The sequence below is a fragment of the Pandoraea sp. NE5 genome, assembly GCF_024363545.1.
GTDB classification, from domain to species: domain Bacteria; phylum Pseudomonadota; class Gammaproteobacteria; order Burkholderiales; family Burkholderiaceae; genus Pandoraea; species Pandoraea cepalis.
This window is the reverse complement of sequence record NZ_AP025517.1, coordinates 998992-1015260: the sequence shown is the minus strand read 5'-3', so window position 1 is coordinate 1015260 and position 16269 is coordinate 998992. Positions and strand designations below refer to the sequence as shown.

Below are 16269 nucleotides of genomic sequence, written 5' to 3'. Positions count from 1 at the left end.
GTAGGCTCGCTCTAAGCCATATCGCCAGGATGCGGCCAGATTACAGGCGTTAATTCGTCGTCCTTCAGCGACGGCAGGGTTCAAGACGTGAAGTCGGACGGCGGGGGCCGCCCACGACACGCTCACCGTTTTGTCTGTCGAAATTCGGCGTAAACTTTCACAATACTATCTTGAGTCCTGGTGTAAGGTCTCGCGACCTTGGGGGTAATTGAAATGAACGAAATGCTGTATCCCGAACTGTACAAGTCGTTGGAGGCAGTGCGTTGGAACATGGAGAAGGACATTCCTTGGGACAAGTTCGACGCAAGCCAACTCTCCGACGATCAGGCGCGCACCATCAAGATGAATGCCATCACGGAATGGGCGGCGCTGCCGGCCACCGAGATGTTTCTGCGCGACAACCGTGACGACAGCGATTTCTCCGCGTTCATGAGCGTTTGGTTCTTCGAAGAGCAGAAGCACTCGCTGGTGCTCATGGAATACCTGCGCCGCTTCCGCCCGGACCTCGTGCCGACCGAAGCCGAGCTGCACGCCGTGCGCTTCCCGTTCGACCCGGCCCCGCCGCTCGAGACACTGATGCTGCACTTCTGCGGCGAAATTCGCCTGAATCACTGGTATCGCCGTGCGGCCGAATGGCACACCGAGCCGGTCATCAAGGCCATCTACGAAATCATCTCGCGCGACGAAGCGCGTCATGGCGGCGCTTATCTGCGCTACATGAAGAAGGCACTGACGAGCTTCGGCGATAACGCGCGCGCCGCGTTCGCGAAGATCGGCGTGCTGATGGCGTCGGCGCGTCGCACCGAAAAGCCGCTGCACCCGACCAACCTGCACGTGAACAAGGACCTGTTCCCGAACGACACGGTGCAGTCGCGTTTGCCGGAACCGGAGTGGCTCGAACACTGGCTCGACGAGCAAATCAAGTTCGACGACAGTTGGGAGAAGAAGGTCGTCGAGCGTATTCTGCACAACATGTCGCTGCTGTTCGAGCACACGTTCGCGACGGCGCAGGACTTGAACCGTTACCGCAAGGAAATCACCAGCCGTCTGGCGGCAGTGGCCGCACCGGCCGTAGCCACGGCATCGTAATCGCGCGTTCGGCGCCGACGGTATCGACAGGAAAGGGGCTTCGGCCCCTTTTTTGTTGCCACATACGCGGCGTGGGACAATAGCGCATCTATTTCGAACGATCGTCATGTCCGCTTCCCAAGTCATTCCTCCGGCCGATTTCGAGGCCAAGATTCTCCCGCGCGAGGCGCTCGCCGCATTGGCGCCGACGCTGCCGCGACCGCTGGTGTTCACCAACGGCGTGTTCGACATCTTGCATCGCGGTCACGTGACCTATCTCGCGCAGGCGCGCGCGTTGGGGGCGTGCCTCATCGTCGGGGTGAACAGCGACGCCTCGGTGCGCACGCTCGGCAAAGGCGACGACCGGCCGATCAATAATGAAAACGACCGCGCCGCACTGCTGGCGGCGTTGCAAAGCGTCGACTATGTCGTGACGTTCGGCGAATCGACGCCCGAGGCGCTGATTGCCGCCGTGCGTCCCGACATTCTCGTCAAAGGCGGCGACTACGAGATGGACACGCTGCCGGAGTCTGCGCTCGTGCGTGGCTGGGGCGGCAAGGCGTTGGCCATTCCGTTCGAACATCAGCGCTCGACGACGTCGCTGCTCAAGAAGGTGCGCGCCCAATCATGAATCTGGCCCCGCTCGTTGAAGTCACGCGCGGCGCGATGGGCGTCGATACCGTCGAGTGCGTGCATTACGGCGCCGTAGCGGTGGTCGACGCGCAAGGGCACTTGCGATACGCCGCAGGCGACCCGTCGTTTCTGACGTTTTCGCGCTCCACGCTCAAGCCCTTTCAGGCGCTGCCGTTCGTCGAGGGCGACGGCGTCGCGCATTTCGGTCTGACGCAGCCGGAGCTGGCGCTACTGTGCGCGAGCCACTCCGGTGAGGCGTTTCACGTCGATGGTGTGAAAAGCCTACTGAGCAAGGCGGGTTGCGACGAGCATCATTTGCAGTGCGGCTGTCACATGCCGACGTTTTACTCCGCCACCGGAAAACGTGCCCCGGCGGATCTGAAGCCGACGTCGCTGCATCACAACTGTTCGGGCAAGCATGCGGGCTTTCTCGCGTATTGCGCGCAGCACGGCTTGCCGCTCGATACCTACCTGGATCCGGCGCATCCGCTGCAACAGGCGATTCGCGCACGCGTCGGCGATGTCGTCGGCGTGAAGGGCGAGACGCTGGCGTTGGGCATCGACGGATGCTCCGCGCCGAACTACGCGTTGCCGCTCGACAGGCTCGCTGCCGCGTACGCCCGACTCGCCGCGAGCGACGACGCGGCACTCTCGACCTTGTTCGCCGCCATGACGCAGCAGCCGGAGATGGTGTCCGGCACGGCGCGCAACGATCTGGCGTTCATGCGCATGGCGCCCGGGGACTGGGTGGCCAAGATCGGCGCCGATGGCGTGCAGACGATCGGCGTTCGCTCGGCGGGCCTGGGCATTGCCATCAAAGTTGTCGACGGCAATATGCGTGCGCTATATACCGCAGCGGTGGCCGTACTCAAGGCTCTCGGGTTGGTCGAGTCGCCCGAGGCGACCGGACTGGCGCCGTGGGTGTCGCCGATCGTCAAGAACGCACGGGGTATCCAGACCGGGATTGTGCGGCCGGTCGTGTCGTTGAAGCGCGTCGGCTGAGCCAGGCGCAGGCCGGTTCAATTACCCCGGCGCGCTACCGGCCGGGGCGGGGCATGTCCGCACCCACTGCGCCGTCCATTGTTGTGTCACGACGCCGCGAATCTGGGCGGCCGCGTTCGCGTTGATGCCGACAATCCGGTAGACGATCCGGCTCTTGGCATTGGGCCTTTCGCTCAGTTGCGGCGTGATGCCTCGCTTCTGCGCGGCGGTCATCAAGCGCACCGCACGCTCCTTGTCGTTGAACAGTCCGAGCGAGACGACGAGCGTCGAGCCTTCGCCGTTGAGCAGGAAATACTCCGTCACCCCTGCTGCACGCAATTGCGCAACCTGTTTATCGGCGGCGGGTTTGTTGGGCACCGGATCGAGATGTACCCAGTACCGCTTGTCGAGCGCCACCGATTGAATGTCACCTTGCCCTGAAGGCAGCGCGGCGAGCAAAAGGCCGCGCGCTTGCTGCGCGTCGTTGGCGGCGAACGGGCCGACTTCCAGACAGATGGGCGCGACCTTCGCGGCGGCGGCCTGCGAAGCCGCCGCATCGCCCGATACCGCGTTCGTTGTCGCGGCGGCGACGGCCCGGCTTGCGGCCATCGTCGTCAATGCCGACTCGGACGTTCCGGGGCTGGAAGACCCTGCCGATGCGGCGGTCGCCCCTGAAGCGCCTGAAGCGCCTGAAGCGCCGGCCGACGTCGCCGCTCCTGAGGCTTGCGATTCGTGTCTCCCGCCCGACGCACCGACAGGGAGGGAGGCGGCGGGCGACTGACCGCTGATCGCTGCTCCGGTCAAGCGGATTCGCTCCGGTTCGAGTTGCCTTTCGACCCGCGCCGGTTCGCGGCCGGTGGCAGGCAGCACATCGTGCCATTTCAGCCAGCCGAACTGCACAGCGGCGAGTGCTGCATTCGCCGCGAGAAACATGACAAGCAACAGCGCACGCAACATCTCAAGCACCCCCGGGGGATGGATCGGCATCTTGCGATGGGGATACCGAAATATCGGTCATGTGGGGGGCGGATGTCGCGCTCGCCGCTGCGCCGCACTCGGCAGCCCGAAGTGCCACCTCGTATAAGCCGGCCGGTACCAGTTGATCGTGTTCGGTAACGGGCATGGTCAGGGTGTGCGCGAGCGCCTGGCGTGCGCCGCCCGAGAGCACGCAACGCACGGGTGCGCCGAGTTGTGCCTGCAGTTGTGCGTGACTGCGCTCGACCAGGCCGGCTTGCGCCGCGGCGCATCCGCGCAGGATGGCATCGGTCGTGCTGCATGCGAATGCTTGTCCGCCGGTTGGCATGGTGGCGTCGAGCGTCGGCAATTGTGCGGTACCGTGGGCCAGCGACTGGAGCATCAGTGCGGGCCCCGGGGCGATCAGCCCGCCGAGATAATCGCCGTCGGCACACAAGGCTTCGACGGTGGTGGCCGTGCCCAACGTGACGATCAGCAGATGTTCGCCCGGCCACGCGGCGTGCGCGCCGATCAGGCTGGCCCAGCGGTCGCTGCCGAGCTGTGTGGGGACTTGATAACCATTGCGCACCCCCGCTCGCGATTCGCTGGCGCGCAAGACCTGCAGCCAATCGGTCGACGCCATGCCCCACAGCGTTTGCAGTGTCATGCGCACGGCTTGTTCCGCGGGTTCGCCCGCCACATTGGCAAGCCAGACACCCGCGGGTGCAGGGCAGACGAAGCTTTCGTCCTGTCGGCCCTGGCCGGTGGCGAGCGGTGCCATGTTCGGCGCGAAGTGAGCCTCTCCCGAGCCCGAGACCAGCGCGGCCCAGCCCGCGCGAATTTGCGTGGCGAGCGTGCGCCATTCGGCGTGATCGACCGCACCGCTGGCCAGAAAGGACGGCGCCGCTGCGCTCCAACCCTCTGGGCGCACGGCCGGCGCAAGCGCCCATTTGATCCGGCTGTTGCCGGCATCGACGAGCAGCCAAGGTGCACCGTCAGCGCTGCTTGCGCCCTGTGTGTCGAGGCTGCCGCGCGATGTCTTCGCAAGGCGAGTGTCCGCCGCCGTTGCCGCGGACTTCGCGGTGTCCACCGGTCGTGGGGGCGGCGTCTGTCGGGCGGCGCTCATCCACGGCCCCGTTGGGCGTCACGCGTGCCAGACGCATCGAGCAATCGCACGGAGACTTCTCCGCTGGCAATCGTGCGCTCGCCGTCAGGGGTCGCGACGCGCAGCCGACCTTGCGAGTCGACGCCGAGCGCCACGCCCTGCAACAGATCGCGACCATTTTCGATGACGCGAATCGACGCTCCGCCATAGGCGTGCATGGCTTCCCAGTCGTCACGGAAGACACCGAAACGATGCACGGCGAAGCGATTCAGCATGGTGGCGAGACGCTGGACCAATGCGATCAACACCGTCGACATATCCGGATCGACCAGCACCGATTCGAGCGCCGCCGGCGGCGTGACCGGCACGGCGGCAGATGAGGTCGTGCCGTCGTCGGAAGGCGCGGCGTTGTCGATGCGGGCGGCGACGTCCGCAGCCCGCCGAAGATTGACCCCGATGCCGATCACGACGCCGATGCGGCCCGGTCCGGCCGGGAGCGTCTCGATCAGGATGCCCGCCAGCTTGCCGCCGCGCAGCAGCACATCGTTGGGCCATTTGAGGCCGAGCGCGTGCGGCGCCGACAGCGGCAGATCAGAGAGCCCTTCCACCACCGCGACGCCTGTCGCAAGCGACAACCCGGCCAGTTCGGCCGGTCCGCCAGGCATCGTATAGGCGAGCGAAAACGTCAGGCTGTCGCCCGGCACGCTCTGCCATGCGCGGCCACGTTGTCCGCGACCGCCCGTCTGGCGCATCGCGGCGCGCAGCAGGGGCGCGCACGACGCGTCCCGGCGAAGGCGGGTCAGCAGATCGAGGTTCGTGGAGCCCGTGGTCTCGACCACGTCGATCTGCCAGTCGCGGCAAGTGGCGGCCAGCGCCGAGCGAATTCGGTCGCCATCGAGCTGGCGGGATGCGGTGTCGCGCGACGGCTCGCCACCCGCGTCGGCGGGGCGTTCAGACGAATCCGCCGCCATAGGGGCGAGGGGGGCGTTCGGCGAGGAGGGCGCGGCTTTATTCATGGTTGCTATTGTAGCGGCGAGGCCGGCGCCGCGCCGGTCTGCACTGCCGTCGTCCCCGTTTTTCGGTATTGTCCGAGGACCCGATCGGCCAGCGCCGACGCGTTTTCAGCCTGCGCCGGGTTGCCATCGACCGGTCGCCCCTGTACCGTACAATGACCGCGTTTTGCCGGATTTCGACGAGTTTGTCGCCAGGAGATCGTCTGTTTTGAACCTCGATGCCGTGCCCACTCTGGAGCTGACCACCACGGCGCAAGGCCCGGTGGTCATGCTGCACGGCCTGTGGACAGCGCTCGCCCTCTCGCAGCGCAAGAAGACGCTGCTGCGCCTGGTCGATTCGCTGCCGCAGGGCGACCTGGCGTGGGACCTGACCCGCGTCGAACGGCTCGACCACGTCGGCGCGCAGGCGCTGTGGCGCTATTGGCAACGTCGGTTTCCCGAGCGCGTCGCGCTTACGCCGACACAGCGGGCGCTCTTCGATCACCTCGCCGAATTCGATCGCTCGCGACAGAGTCCGGCGCCCACCCGCCGCCTCGATCCGATCAGCCGGCTGGGGGCGTCGCTCTTCACGCTGGGCGAGCATTTGCGCGACGGCGTCACGATGTTCGGACGCTTCGTGATCGACCTCGGCCGCGTCATTCGTCATCCGGTTCGCGCGCCATGGCTGGAGATGTCCGCCAATATCTACAGCGCGGGGGCCAAGGCACTCGGTATCACGGCGCTGGTGGCGTTTCTGATCGGCATCGTGTTGTCCTATCTGTCGGCCCAGCAACTCAAGTTGTATGGGGCGAGCACGTTCATCGTCAACATCCTCGGTCTCGCCGTGATCCGCGAACTCGGCCCGGTGCTTTCCGCGATTCTCGTGGCGGGTCGCTCGGGGTCGGCCATCACCGCCCAGCTCGGCGTGATGCGCGTGACCGAAGAACTCGACGCGATGCGCGTAATGGATATTCCGCACGGGTTGCGGCTCGTTCTGCCGAAGGTCATTGCGCTGGCCATTGCCATGCCGCTGCTGGTCATGTGGACAAACATCATCGCGCTGCTCGGCGGCGCGCTCGCGGCAAAGTACGAACTCGGTATCGGACTGCGCTACTTCTTCACCACGTTGCCCAATGCCGTGCCCATCGCCAATCTGTGGATCGGCCTGGGAAAAGGGGGCGTCTTCGGCATGCTGATCGCACTCGTGGCCTGCCATTTCGGCATGCGGGTCAAACCGAACACGCAGAGCCTGGGGGAGGGCACGACACAGTCCGTGGTGACCTCGATCACCGTCGTGATTCTGGCCGATGCCATCTTCGCGATTCTGTTTCGCAACACGGGGATCGGCTGATGTCCCAATCCCCCGTGCCCGATCGGGCCCCAGCGCTCGCCACGTCGGCCGTCGCGGCCGCTCCCGTCGCGCAGGCTTACGCCAGCGATGTGATATCCGGCGCCGCGGCGGGTTGTCCGCCTGTGTCGTCAAGCCTGCCGGGCGACGCCGACCCGGTGATCGAGGTGCACGATCTCACGAAGCGCTACGGTACGCACACGATTCATGAGCATCTGGATCTCACCGTACGGCAAAGCGAGATCATTGCGCTTGTCGGCGGCTCAGGCTCGGGCAAGACCACGCTGATTCGCCAGATCATCGGGCTGGAGTCGCCGACCACTGGCCACATCAGCGTCTTCGGTCACGACATCACGACGATCGATCGGCGCAGCGCGCACCTGCTGCGCCGCCGCTCGGGCATGTTGTTTCAGCGCGGTGCACTGTTCTCCGCGATGACGGTGTTCGACAACATTGCGCAACCGCTGCGCGAACTGCACACGCTCTCGGAAGATCTGATTCGCGATGTCGTGATGTACAAGCTCGAGATGGTGGGGCTGTCGGGGCGCATGGCCAACCGCATGCCGTCGGAGCTGTCGGGCGGGATGATCAAGCGCGTTGGGATCGCGCGGGCCATTGCGCTGGAGCCGGAACTGCTCTTTCTCGACGAGCCCACGGCTGGGCTTGATCCGCAGGCGTCAGACGAGTTCGTGGACATGATTCGCGGCCTGCACCGCTCGCTGGGCCTGACCGTCGTCATGGTCACGCATGATCTGGACACGGTGATGATGCTCGCCACGCGCGTGGCGGTGCTCGCCGAGCGTCGGGTGCTCGTCAATGCGCCGGTGGAAGACGTGGTCCGTGTCGATCACCCGTTCATCCACAGCTTCTTCCTCGGTGAACGCGGCAGACGCGCGTTGCTCGCGTTGCCTGCGGCGCGGCGCGCCAAGATTTCGGAGTTACTCGACGATGGAAAATAAATCGCACGCTTTCATGGCGGGCCTCTTCACGCTGGTGTTGCTTGCCGCTGTCGCCGCGTCGGTGTACTGGTTCAATCGCGACAATCGTGTGCGCCTTCCCTACGATCTGGTCTCGCACACCAACGTGACCGGACTCAATCCGGAATCCGCCGTGCGGTATCGCGGTCTGTCCGTCGGGAAGGTCGAGTCGATCAAGTTCGACCCGCGCACGCCTGGGCAGATTCTGATCCGCATTCTCGTGAACGAAGGCACGCCGATGACCCGGTCGACGTTCGCCACGTTGAGCTATCAAGGGGTTACGGGGCTGGCCTTCGTACAACTGGACGACGACGGGCATGACCGAACGTTGCTGCCGTCGTCCGAGAAGCACGTCGCGCAATTGCGACTGCGCCCGAGTTTTGTGGACGAACTGCAGCGGCGCGGCAACAACCTGGTACATCAGCTCGAAGAGGCAACGTCTTCGGTCAATACGCTGTTGTCGCCCGACAACCGGCAGGCCATGCTCGATTCGATCAACAGCGTGAAGGCCGCGGCGCAAAGCGTGGATCGCGTGGCGCAGCAGCTCGAGCCCGTCACGGCGCAGTTGCCGGACACCGTGCGCGAACTCACCGGCACGCTTGCCGGGGCCCATCGTCTGACCGATCAATTGACCGATCCTCAGGGGCCGCTCGTGCGCAACCTGGATAGCGTGGGACGCGCGGCCGATCAGGCGGCGTCGAGTCTGGCGGCGTTCCAGGGAACGATGGAAACATTCGAAGGGTCGCTGCAACAGGAAGCGCTGCCGCGCCTGAACACGCTCTCGGACGATCTGCGCTTCACGACGCAGGCGGTCGGGCAAGCGGCCGAGACGATCAATCGCAATCCGCGCGCGCTGCTCTTCGGCACGTCGCCGCCGCCGCCCGGTCCGGGCGAAGCGGGTTTTTCGTGGCCCGGGGGAGAACGTCAATAATGCGCAACACCGTCATGCAAGAGGGTATCGAGATGATTGAGCCGATCGACGCGGGCAAAGTCAGCGAGGCAGGTGTCGCGCCACCCGGCGGCAAGCGTGCGCTCGCCGCCGGGTGGCTTTGCGCCGCCGCGGTGGTGCTGGTGGCGGGGTGCGCCGCCCCGGCACCGTCGGCCTCGCTGACGCGCTTCGATCTCGGCCCGCCGACGATCCCTGCCGCGTCGGCCAATGTCGCTGCCAATGCCGGGGACACCACCGCCAACACCGCCGCCCCGGCATCGGACGTGGCCGCGGCCGGTGGCCTGCGAATGTCGCCGCTGAAAGTGGTGGTCAACGCGCCAAGTTGGCTCGACGTCGACACAATCTACTACCGCTTGCCCGCCAGCGATGGCGATCAGGCTCGCGGGTATGCGAACAGCCGATGGCTGGCGTCGCCCGCGCGGCTCTTCGGGGATCGTCTGCGCGCGGCGTTGTCGGTCGACCGCCCGGTGCTCGCGGCAGGCGATCCGACCGCTGCGCCGGCGCTACGTGTGGAGCTCGAGGAGTTTGCGCAGTACTTCGACAGTGCGTCGACAAGCCACGGCGTTGTCCAGATACGCGCCACGCTGTTCGATGGGCCGAAGCTGCTCGCGCAGACGACGTTACGTGCGCAGGCCCCTGCCGCGAGTGCCGACGCGGCCGGCGGCACCCGCGCGCTTGCCGCGGCCAGCGACGCGGTGCAGACGCAACTGATTCAGTGGCTCGCCGGGCGCGTGCCGGCGCCAACGGCTACGGCCGGGACAGCGGCACGTGCCCGGTCGCCGTTGCCGTCGCGGACGTTGCCTGCCGCGTCGTCGGCCTCGGGCGCGACAGCACGATAGGGCCGTGCCGCCAATGACCGAGCAGGACGTCAAACCCTGGCAACGACGCGCCTCGCCGCTTGCGCGTCAGGCGCTGCTATGCCTGATACTGCTGATCGCCTATGCGAGCCTGTATCCGTTCGAATTCCAGGGTGCGGCGGTGGGGCCGTTCGACTACCTGTTCGCGCCGTTACCTCGCTGGATCACGCAGTTCGACGTGATCACCAACGTGCTCGGATACCTGCCGCTGGGCATGTTGACCGTACTGGCCCTGCATCCGGCCTGGCGGGGCGTGCGGGCCGTCGTCGCCGCCTTCGTGCTCGGCGCATGGCTTTCCGGTGGCATCGAAGCGTTGCAGACGTACTTGCCGACGCGGGTGGCATCGAACGTCGATCTCGCCACGAACGCGCTCGGCGCACTTATCGGCGGCGCCATTGCGGTGCCGCTCACGAGTCCGCTGCTCGATCGGGGATGGCTGCGGCATTTGCGCTTCGCATGGTTCGAACGCCACGCGAGCCTGCTGCTTGTGTTGCTGGCCCTGTGGCCGTGGGCACAGGCTTACCCGCAGCAGTTTCTCTTTGGCGATGGCGATCTGGTGCGCCAAATATGGCTTTGGCAGGATCCCGACGTCACCGGTCGGGTGATCGACTGGGTACCGCGCTTGGGGCAGTTGCAGGACTATCTTTCCGAACTCGATGCCGTCGCCAGTCATGCCCTGTGGGAGACGGTAGTGAGCGCCAGCGGTACCGTGCTGGCCGGGCTGCTCGCCACGCTCGCGATGCGCCGGACGGCACCGCGTGTGCCGTTGTTGTGCGCCATGTTTACCAGCGCGTTCGCGATCAAAGCCATCGCGTCGGCGTGGCAATTCTCGCCCGCGCAGGCATTCGACTGGGTGACGGCGGGCGCCATTTACGGCGTGGTCATCGGCGCGCTGGTGTTGCTCGTCGCCGGCCGCGGACCGCGTGCGCTGCGCGGGGCTGTCGCGCTGGGCGCGCTTGTCGTGCTGCTGGTGTTCGTCAATCTCCTGCCCGCGAATCCATACTACGAGGCGGCGCTCCAGTCCTGGCGGCAAGGCCGCTACGTTCACTTCAATGTGCTGGCGCGCTGGCTCGCCTGGACATGGCCGTACCTCGTGCTGATCTACCTGCTCGCGATGTTCGATCCGAGCCACCGCGGCCCCGCCCGCACCGCTGGCGTGCGGCGCTAAGGTCGCCCCGGCCTGGCCGAACGGCTTGTTGAGCGGCGCATTGTTGCCAAATCGGCAATAGCGTATTGGCCGCCATCCCATTGGTCCGCAAGCCGGCAACGCCTAGACTCCCATGTAAGGCACGCTGACACTCGGTGTGTCATGACCGCCCGGCATCTTCAGGCAGATCCCGGGCGGTTTTCATTGGCGAGGCGAAGATGAATTCCTGGGGATTGCGGTTGGCACACACGACACGGCAGCGCGTGTTGATGGCCGTGATTGCCGCCGCCACAGGCATTGAAATGCTGGAGAACGGCATGTTCGTGTTCGCGTCGTCCCATATCGCGGGCGGCGTCGGTGCCGCCCCCGAAGAGTACGCGTTTGTCTCGACGCTCTATGCGGTGGCGGGGATCCTCGTCATTCTCAAGCAGCGCTGGCTGGCCTCGCGCCTGGGGTATCGCGCGTTCCTCACCGGCGCGCTCACGCTCATGGCGTTTGGGGCATGGCTGTGCGGCATGGCGCACACGTCGACGCAGCTCGCCGTCGCACGTTTTGTGCTCGGGTTGGGCGCGGGGTCGCTGTTTACTGCCAGCCGGATTCTCATCAACCTGTGTTTCGCGCCGGAGCTTCGGCTCAGGGCGTTGCTCTTCTTTACCTATGGCTTCTTCGGCGGACAAATCTCCGCGCCACTGCTCGCGAGCTATCTCGTCGATCACTTCGTCTGGTCGTCGGTGTTCTTCGCCGTCGTGCCGATCGCGCTTGTGGGGGCGATCGCGTCGTGGCTCGTCATCCCGGACTTTCGCGAGCGCCTGCGCGACGAAGGCGAGTTTGAAATGCGTGGCATCGTCTTCTTCGCCGCCGGCGTGCTGTTCGTCGAAGTCATGATGCAGCGCTCGCGCTTCGACTTCTTCTCCGATCCGCTGCATCTGCTCGAACTCTGCCTGGTGGGGGCGATCTGCGCGATGGGATACATGTGGCATCAGTATTCGCATCACAAGCCGCTGATCGACTTTCGCGTGCTGGTGCGCAATCCGGCCTATGTGCTGGGGCTGGGCGGCTATGCCGTGTACTACTTCTTTTCGTATTCGACGTCGTATCTGTTCCCGATCTACATGCAGCAAGGGCTCAACTGGAGCGTGGAGCACACCGGCTATCTGCAGGCCGTGGCGTCGGTGACGAGCCTCGTCGTGGCCGTGATATACACCCTCGCGCGTCCGAAGTTCGTGCAACTCAAGCCGTTTGTGCTGCTCGGTTACTTGTGCCTCCTCGGCTATGCCTTCCTGCTCTCGCAAAGCTATCAGGGTGTGTCGAGTCAGTGGCTGATCCTGCCGATGGTGCTGAGCGGGCTGGGCGGCGTGTTCGCCATGATTCCCATCGCCGAGCTGACGTTTCGAGGCATGGACGAGTACGTCTTCCAGCACGGCTATCAGACGAAGAACATCGTGCGTCAGTTGGTGAGTTCGATGTCGGTGTCGGTGATGGCCGTGCTGATGCAGGACCGGCAGGCGGTCTTCATGCATCAACTCACGCCGTCGATGACGCCGCTCAACCCGGCGTACAACGCGGCCGTTTCACAAGCGCAACAGGCGTTCGGCGCCAGTGTCGATGCGACGACCGCCGCGCACATGGCGTCGGCCTGGGTGGGCGGCCTCGCGTCGCAACAGGCGCTCGTGCTGGCCTGCGTTAACGTGTTCTTCGGCTTCGCGTGCCTGGCGGCGCTCTGCGCTATCTTTATGGCTGTGCAGCGACGCCTGCGCTAGGCGTACGGCACGCGCCGCCTTGCGCCGCGCCGGACGTCCCGGATTTCGCATTTCCTGATGTCCCGCCATGCTGCGCTTCGTGAGCGCACGGGGGCCGACGCCGCAGTGCCCCGGCAGGTCGGTTAGAATGGCCCGCAATACGTTGCCACTCCGCCAAAGCCCCGACATGGCCACCCAGCCGCAGTACTACCAGCATCACGTGTTTTTCTGCCTGAATCAGCGCGAACCCGGCGCCGATCGCCCGTCCTGCGCCAACTGCAACGCGCAGGCGATGCAGGAGTACGCCAAGGCCAAGGTCAAACAACTCGGCCTGGCCGGTCCCGGCAAGGTGCGGATCAACAAGGCCGGGTGCCTCGATCGCTGCGAGCAAGGACCTGTCGTGGTGATCTATCCCGAAGGGACCTGGTACACGTATATCGACGAAACCGATATCGACGAGATCGTTGAAAAGCATCTGGCGCAAGGCGAGATCGTCGAGCGTCTGCTGATCGACTGATCCCGGCGACACAGGCACGGCCCCGCGCACGGCCCTCGCCGCACTTCAGCCCACCATCGCTCATGAACGCCCAGACTGAACGCTTCACTATCGACGGCCCGGTCGGCGCCATCGAAATCGCCATCGACCGTCCGGCCGGCGCGCCGCGCGGCATCACGCTCGTTGCCCATCCGCACCCGCTGTTCGGCGGCACGCTCGACAACAAGGTCGCCCAGACGCTCGCCCGCGCGTTCGTCCAGCTCGGCTACGCCGTGGTGCGCCCGAATTTTCGTGGCGTCGGCAAGTCGACGGGCGAGCACGACAACGGCATCGGCGAGCGCGACGACTTGCTCGCCGTGATCGACTGGATGCGCCAGCAACCGGGCTGGGAGACATTGCCGCTCGCACTCGCCGGTTTCTCGTTCGGCACCTTCGTGCTCTCGCATGTCGCGAAGACGCTGGAGGCGGCGGGGACCGCCGCGCAGCGTCTGGTATTCGTGGGCACGGCAGCGAGCAATTGGGAGGTGGCGACCGTACCGGCCGACACGCTGGTCATTCACGGCGAACTCGACGACACGGTGCCGCTGCAATCGGTGCTGGACTGGGCGCGTCCCCAGACCTTGCCCGTAGTGGTCATACCGGGCGGCGAACACTTTTTCCACGGTCTGTTACCCCTGCTGAAACAGCTCGTGGTCGACGCGTGGCGTCATTGATACACCCGGGGCGAATTTCGGCCGATTTCGACCGTCGAGGCCCGCCCCGCTGGGGACGTGAAATCACGACGCGTATAATTCGACCCTGAACCTTGTCATGCCGGGTCGGGTCTATGGTTCCGACAGGCATGGCCCCGGCGCTCCGGTGCCGCCGTCTTCTTCGCTGTGCCGCGCGCTCGTCAACGTGTCGGCGGCACGGCGTTTCTTCAAGCGCAGATGCCCCTGAGCCTCACATCGTTTTCCTCATCGCCCATGAAATTCAACGCTTCGCTGTCCCGTGCCGCCGCTGCCGCGGCGCTCGTCGCTTGCGGCTCGCTTGCCTCGCTTCCCGCTCGTGCCCAACAGATTCCGCCGCCGCCGATGTCGGCCACGGCGTGGACGATTGTCGACGTCAACAGTGGTCAGGTGCTGGCCGCCGGTAATGCGGATACGCGCGTGGAGCCCGCGTCGCTCACGAAGATCATGACGTCCTATGTGATCTTCGAAGCCCTGCGCGACAAGCGCATTTCGATGGAGCAGACGGTCATTCCGAGCGATTCGGTTCGCAAGGTGGGTCGCGACGAGTCGCGCACGTTCATCGAGGCGGGCAAGCCGGTTTCGGTGCACGATCTGATCTACGGCATGATCGTCCAGTCGGGTAACGACGCGTCGATCGCGCTGGCCGAACTCGTCGGTGGCTCGCAACAGGGCTTCGTCGAACTGATGAACCGCGCGGCGCAGCGCATGGGGCTGAAGCACACCCATTACGCGAACGTTGACGGGCTGACCGATCCGCAGCATTACACGACCGTGGCGGATATCGCGGCGGCGTCGACGCACCTGATTCAGGACTTCCCCGAGTACTACAAGATTTACGCGGAGAAGAGCTTTACGTACAACAACATTCGCCAGCCGAACCGTAATCGTTTGCTGTACCTCGATCCGACGGTCGACGGCCTGAAGACCGGCCACACGAAGGAGGCGGGTTACTGCCTCGTGGCGACGGCGTCGCGTCCGATGCCGGGGGCGGCGGGCGTCAACCGCCGCGTGTTGTCCGTGGTCGTGGGCGAGCCGACCGAGCGCGCGCGCGTGCAGGACAGCCTCTCGGCCCTGAACTACGGCTACCAGAACTTCGACACGCTGCGTGTGTACGGCGCCAATCAGGTCGTGGCCACGCCCAAGGTCTGGAAGGGCAAGGACAGCGAGCTGAAGATCGGCGTGAAGAAGGACACCTTCATCACCGTGCCGAAGGGCACCGCCGACAAGATCAAGCCGCAACTCGAACTGCGTGAGCCGCTGATCGCGCCGATCGCCAATGGGGCGCAGGTCGGTACCGTCAAGGTCATGGCCGACGGCAAGTCGCTGGCCGAATTCCCGGTTGTGGCCCTCGCCGACGTTGCGCAAGCCAGCTTCGTCGGCCGCGCATGGGACGCGCTGCGCCTGATGTTCGTGAAGAAGTAAGCATGGATAACCCCACCGTCTGGCTCAATGGCGACCTGATCCCGCTCGGCGACGCGAAAATCTCCGTCCTCGATCGGGGTTTCCTGTTCGGCGACGGCATCTATGAAGTCGTGCCGGTCTATCGCGGCAAGCCTTTCCGGCTTGCGCAGCATCTGGACCGGCTCGAGCGCAGCCTCGCCGAGATCCGCATCGCGAACCCGTACACACGCGCCGAATGGGAGGCGCTCTTCGCGCGCCTGTCGGCCACATGTTCGGCCGATCCGCACAGCGTCTATGTGCAGGTCACGCGCGGCGTGGCACCGCGTCAGCACGCATTTCCGAAGGACATCGTGCCTACGGTGTTCGGCATCGCAACCCCGCTCACGCTGCCCAGCCGCGACAAAGTGGCGCACGGCGTGGGCGCGGTCACGCATGAGGATCGACGCTGGTTGAATTGCCATATCAAGTCGACGTCGCTGCTGGGCAACGTGCTGATGGCACAGTACGCCGCCGATCACGACGTTCAGGAAACGATCCAGTTCCGTGACGGGAATCTGACCGAGGCGTCGTCGAGCAATGTGTGGGTCGTCAAGGGCGGTGAAATGTTTGCGCCGCCGCGCGACAATCGTATTCTGGAAGGGATTCGCTACGGCGTGCTCGAAGGACTTGCACGCGAATGCGGCATCCGGTTCCATGAGTGCCTGGTCAGCGAAGCGGACGTGCGCAACGCCGACGAGCTGCTCATCACGTCCGCGACCAAGGAAGTGCTGGCGGTCGTCACGCTTGACGGCAAGCCCGTGGGCGATGGCCGGCCGGGCCCCGTCTTCCAGGCGCTGTATGCCGCGTATCAACGCGCCAAGGAGGCATTGTGACCCTGGACAAGAAGGAAAG

The 16269-nt window shown here is 65.3% G+C and carries 15 protein-coding genes and 1 pseudogene; 13 read left to right on the top strand and 3 right to left on the bottom strand.

Annotation, left to right across the window (positions count from 1 at the left end; genetic code table 11):
• Positions 1 to 222: 222 nt before the first annotated feature.
• From PanNE5_RS04735 to PanNE5_RS04725, 3 genes are all read left to right on the top strand, one after another.
• Positions 223 to 1089: a hypothetical protein gene (locus PanNE5_RS04735; protein WP_026131919.1), complete on the top strand. Its 867-nt coding sequence runs from the start codon at positions 223 to 225 to the stop codon at positions 1087 to 1089.
• A gap of 106 nt (positions 1090 to 1195) precedes the next feature.
• Entirely contained in the window at positions 1196 to 1699 is a 504-nt protein-coding gene (gene rfaE2 / locus PanNE5_RS04730) for a D-glycero-beta-D-manno-heptose 1-phosphate adenylyltransferase (protein WP_017233762.1), read from the top strand.
• Positions 1696 to 2703 carry an asparaginase gene (locus PanNE5_RS04725; protein WP_017233761.1) on the top strand — a complete coding sequence of 336 codons (1008 nt, stop codon included), beginning with the start codon at positions 1696 to 1698 and terminating at the stop codon, positions 2701 to 2703. Before rfaE2 ends, PanNE5_RS04725 begins: the two co-directional genes overlap by 4 nt.
• A 21-nt stretch (positions 2704 to 2724) precedes the next feature.
• On the opposite strand, the gene PanNE5_RS04720 is transcribed toward PanNE5_RS04725, so the two are convergent.
• The 3 genes and pseudogenes from PanNE5_RS04720 to PanNE5_RS04710 form a co-directional block, all read right to left on the bottom strand.
• Entirely contained in the window at positions 2725 to 3669 is a 945-nt protein-coding gene (locus tag PanNE5_RS04720; protein WP_261939324.1) for an SPOR domain-containing protein, read from the bottom strand.
• A gap of 58 nt (positions 3670 to 3727) precedes the next feature.
• A pseudogene (locus PanNE5_RS04715) lies at positions 3728 to 4762 on the bottom strand (type III pantothenate kinase); the annotation flags it as partial.
• Positions 4759 to 5757, bottom strand: a complete 999-nt coding sequence (locus PanNE5_RS04710) for a biotin--[acetyl-CoA-carboxylase] ligase (RefSeq protein ID WP_083902290.1) — start codon at positions 5755 to 5757, stop codon at positions 4759 to 4761. The pseudogene PanNE5_RS04715 and the gene PanNE5_RS04710, both read right to left, overlap by 4 nt.
• Before the next feature lie 205 nt (positions 5758 to 5962).
• On the opposite strand from PanNE5_RS04710, the gene PanNE5_RS04705 reads away from it, so the two are divergent.
• From PanNE5_RS04705 to PanNE5_RS04660, 10 genes are all read left to right on the top strand, one after another.
• On the top strand, positions 5963 to 7084 hold the full coding sequence (locus tag PanNE5_RS04705) for an MlaE family ABC transporter permease (protein WP_017233757.1): 1122 nt from the start codon (positions 5963 to 5965) through the stop codon (positions 7082 to 7084).
• A complete protein-coding gene (locus tag PanNE5_RS04700; RefSeq protein WP_017233756.1) occupies positions 7084 to 8040 on the top strand; it encodes an ABC transporter ATP-binding protein in 957 nt (318 codons plus the stop codon). The genes PanNE5_RS04705 and PanNE5_RS04700 overlap by 1 nt, the downstream gene beginning before the upstream one ends.
• Complete coding sequence (locus PanNE5_RS04695) at positions 8030 to 8989, top strand: MlaD family protein (protein WP_026131916.1); 960 nt, start codon at positions 8030 to 8032, stop codon at positions 8987 to 8989. The genes PanNE5_RS04700 and PanNE5_RS04695 overlap by 11 nt, the downstream gene beginning before the upstream one ends.
• The gene (locus PanNE5_RS04690; protein ID WP_261939323.1) at positions 8989 to 9846 is read left to right on the top strand and encodes a PqiC family protein; all 858 of its coding nucleotides are present in this window, start codon (positions 8989 to 8991) and stop codon (positions 9844 to 9846) included. The genes PanNE5_RS04695 and PanNE5_RS04690 overlap by 1 nt, the downstream gene beginning before the upstream one ends.
• Before the next feature lie 13 nt (positions 9847 to 9859).
• Positions 9860 to 11032 (top strand): VanZ family protein, encoded by a 1173-nt coding sequence (locus PanNE5_RS04685; protein ID WP_017235593.1) that lies wholly within the window; start codon positions 9860 to 9862, stop codon positions 11030 to 11032.
• A 197-nt stretch (positions 11033 to 11229) separates the two neighbouring features.
• Positions 11230 to 12771: an MFS transporter gene (locus tag PanNE5_RS04680; protein ID WP_261939322.1), complete on the top strand. Its 1542-nt coding sequence runs from the start codon at positions 11230 to 11232 to the stop codon at positions 12769 to 12771.
• 166 nt (positions 12772 to 12937) lie between these two features.
• Entirely contained in the window at positions 12938 to 13267 is a 330-nt protein-coding gene (locus PanNE5_RS04675) for a (2Fe-2S) ferredoxin domain-containing protein (protein ID WP_017235595.1), read from the top strand.
• 62 nt (positions 13268 to 13329) lie between these two features.
• Positions 13330 to 13959 carry an alpha/beta hydrolase gene (locus PanNE5_RS04670; RefSeq protein ID WP_017235596.1) on the top strand — a complete coding sequence of 210 codons (630 nt, stop codon included), beginning with the start codon at positions 13330 to 13332 and terminating at the stop codon, positions 13957 to 13959.
• 252 nt (positions 13960 to 14211) lie between these two features.
• Positions 14212 to 15399, top strand: coding sequence for a D-alanyl-D-alanine carboxypeptidase family protein (locus PanNE5_RS04665; RefSeq protein ID WP_150562233.1), 1188 nt, complete (start codon positions 14212 to 14214; stop codon positions 15397 to 15399).
• 2 nt (positions 15400 to 15401) lie between these two features.
• Positions 15402 to 16250: a D-amino acid aminotransferase gene (locus PanNE5_RS04660; RefSeq protein ID WP_261939321.1), complete on the top strand. Its 849-nt coding sequence runs from the start codon at positions 15402 to 15404 to the stop codon at positions 16248 to 16250.
• Positions 16251 to 16269 lie beyond the last annotated feature (19 nt).

Bases quoted from the DNA above. Each gene is read 5' to 3' on its own strand.
- PanNE5_RS04665 (WP_150562233.1), top strand. From the start codon at position 14,212: ATGAAATTCAACGCTTCGCTGTCCCGTGCCGCCGCTGCCGCGGCGCTC.
- PanNE5_RS04725 (WP_017233761.1), top strand. From the start codon at position 1,696: ATGAATCTGGCCCCGCTCGTTGAAGTCACGCGCGGCGCGATGGGCGTC.
- PanNE5_RS04695 (WP_026131916.1), top strand. From the start codon at position 8,030: ATGGAAAATAAATCGCACGCTTTCATGGCGGGCCTCTTCACGCTGGTG.
- PanNE5_RS04690 (WP_261939323.1), top strand. From the start codon at position 8,989: ATGCGCAACACCGTCATGCAAGAGGGTATCGAGATGATTGAGCCGATC.
- PanNE5_RS04680 (WP_261939322.1), top strand. From the start codon at position 11,230: ATGAATTCCTGGGGATTGCGGTTGGCACACACGACACGGCAGCGCGTG.
- PanNE5_RS04735 (WP_026131919.1), top strand. From the start codon at position 223: ATGCTGTATCCCGAACTGTACAAGTCGTTGGAGGCAGTGCGTTGGAAC.
- PanNE5_RS04675 (WP_017235595.1), top strand. From the start codon at position 12,938: ATGGCCACCCAGCCGCAGTACTACCAGCATCACGTGTTTTTCTGCCTG.
- PanNE5_RS04710 (WP_083902290.1), bottom strand. From the start codon at position 5,757: ATGAATAAAGCCGCGCCCTCCTCGCCGAACGCCCCCCTCGCCCCTATG.
- rfaE2 (WP_017233762.1), top strand. From the start codon at position 1,196: ATGTCCGCTTCCCAAGTCATTCCTCCGGCCGATTTCGAGGCCAAGATT.
- PanNE5_RS04670 (WP_017235596.1), top strand. From the start codon at position 13,330: ATGAACGCCCAGACTGAACGCTTCACTATCGACGGCCCGGTCGGCGCC.
- PanNE5_RS04685 (WP_017235593.1), top strand. From the start codon at position 9,860: ATGACCGAGCAGGACGTCAAACCCTGGCAACGACGCGCCTCGCCGCTT.
- PanNE5_RS04700 (WP_017233756.1), top strand. From the start codon at position 7,084: ATGTCCCAATCCCCCGTGCCCGATCGGGCCCCAGCGCTCGCCACGTCG.
- PanNE5_RS04660 (WP_261939321.1), top strand. From the start codon at position 15,402: ATGGATAACCCCACCGTCTGGCTCAATGGCGACCTGATCCCGCTCGGC.
- PanNE5_RS04720 (WP_261939324.1), bottom strand. From the start codon at position 3,669: ATGCCGATCCATCCCCCGGGGGTGCTTGAGATGTTGCGTGCGCTGTTG.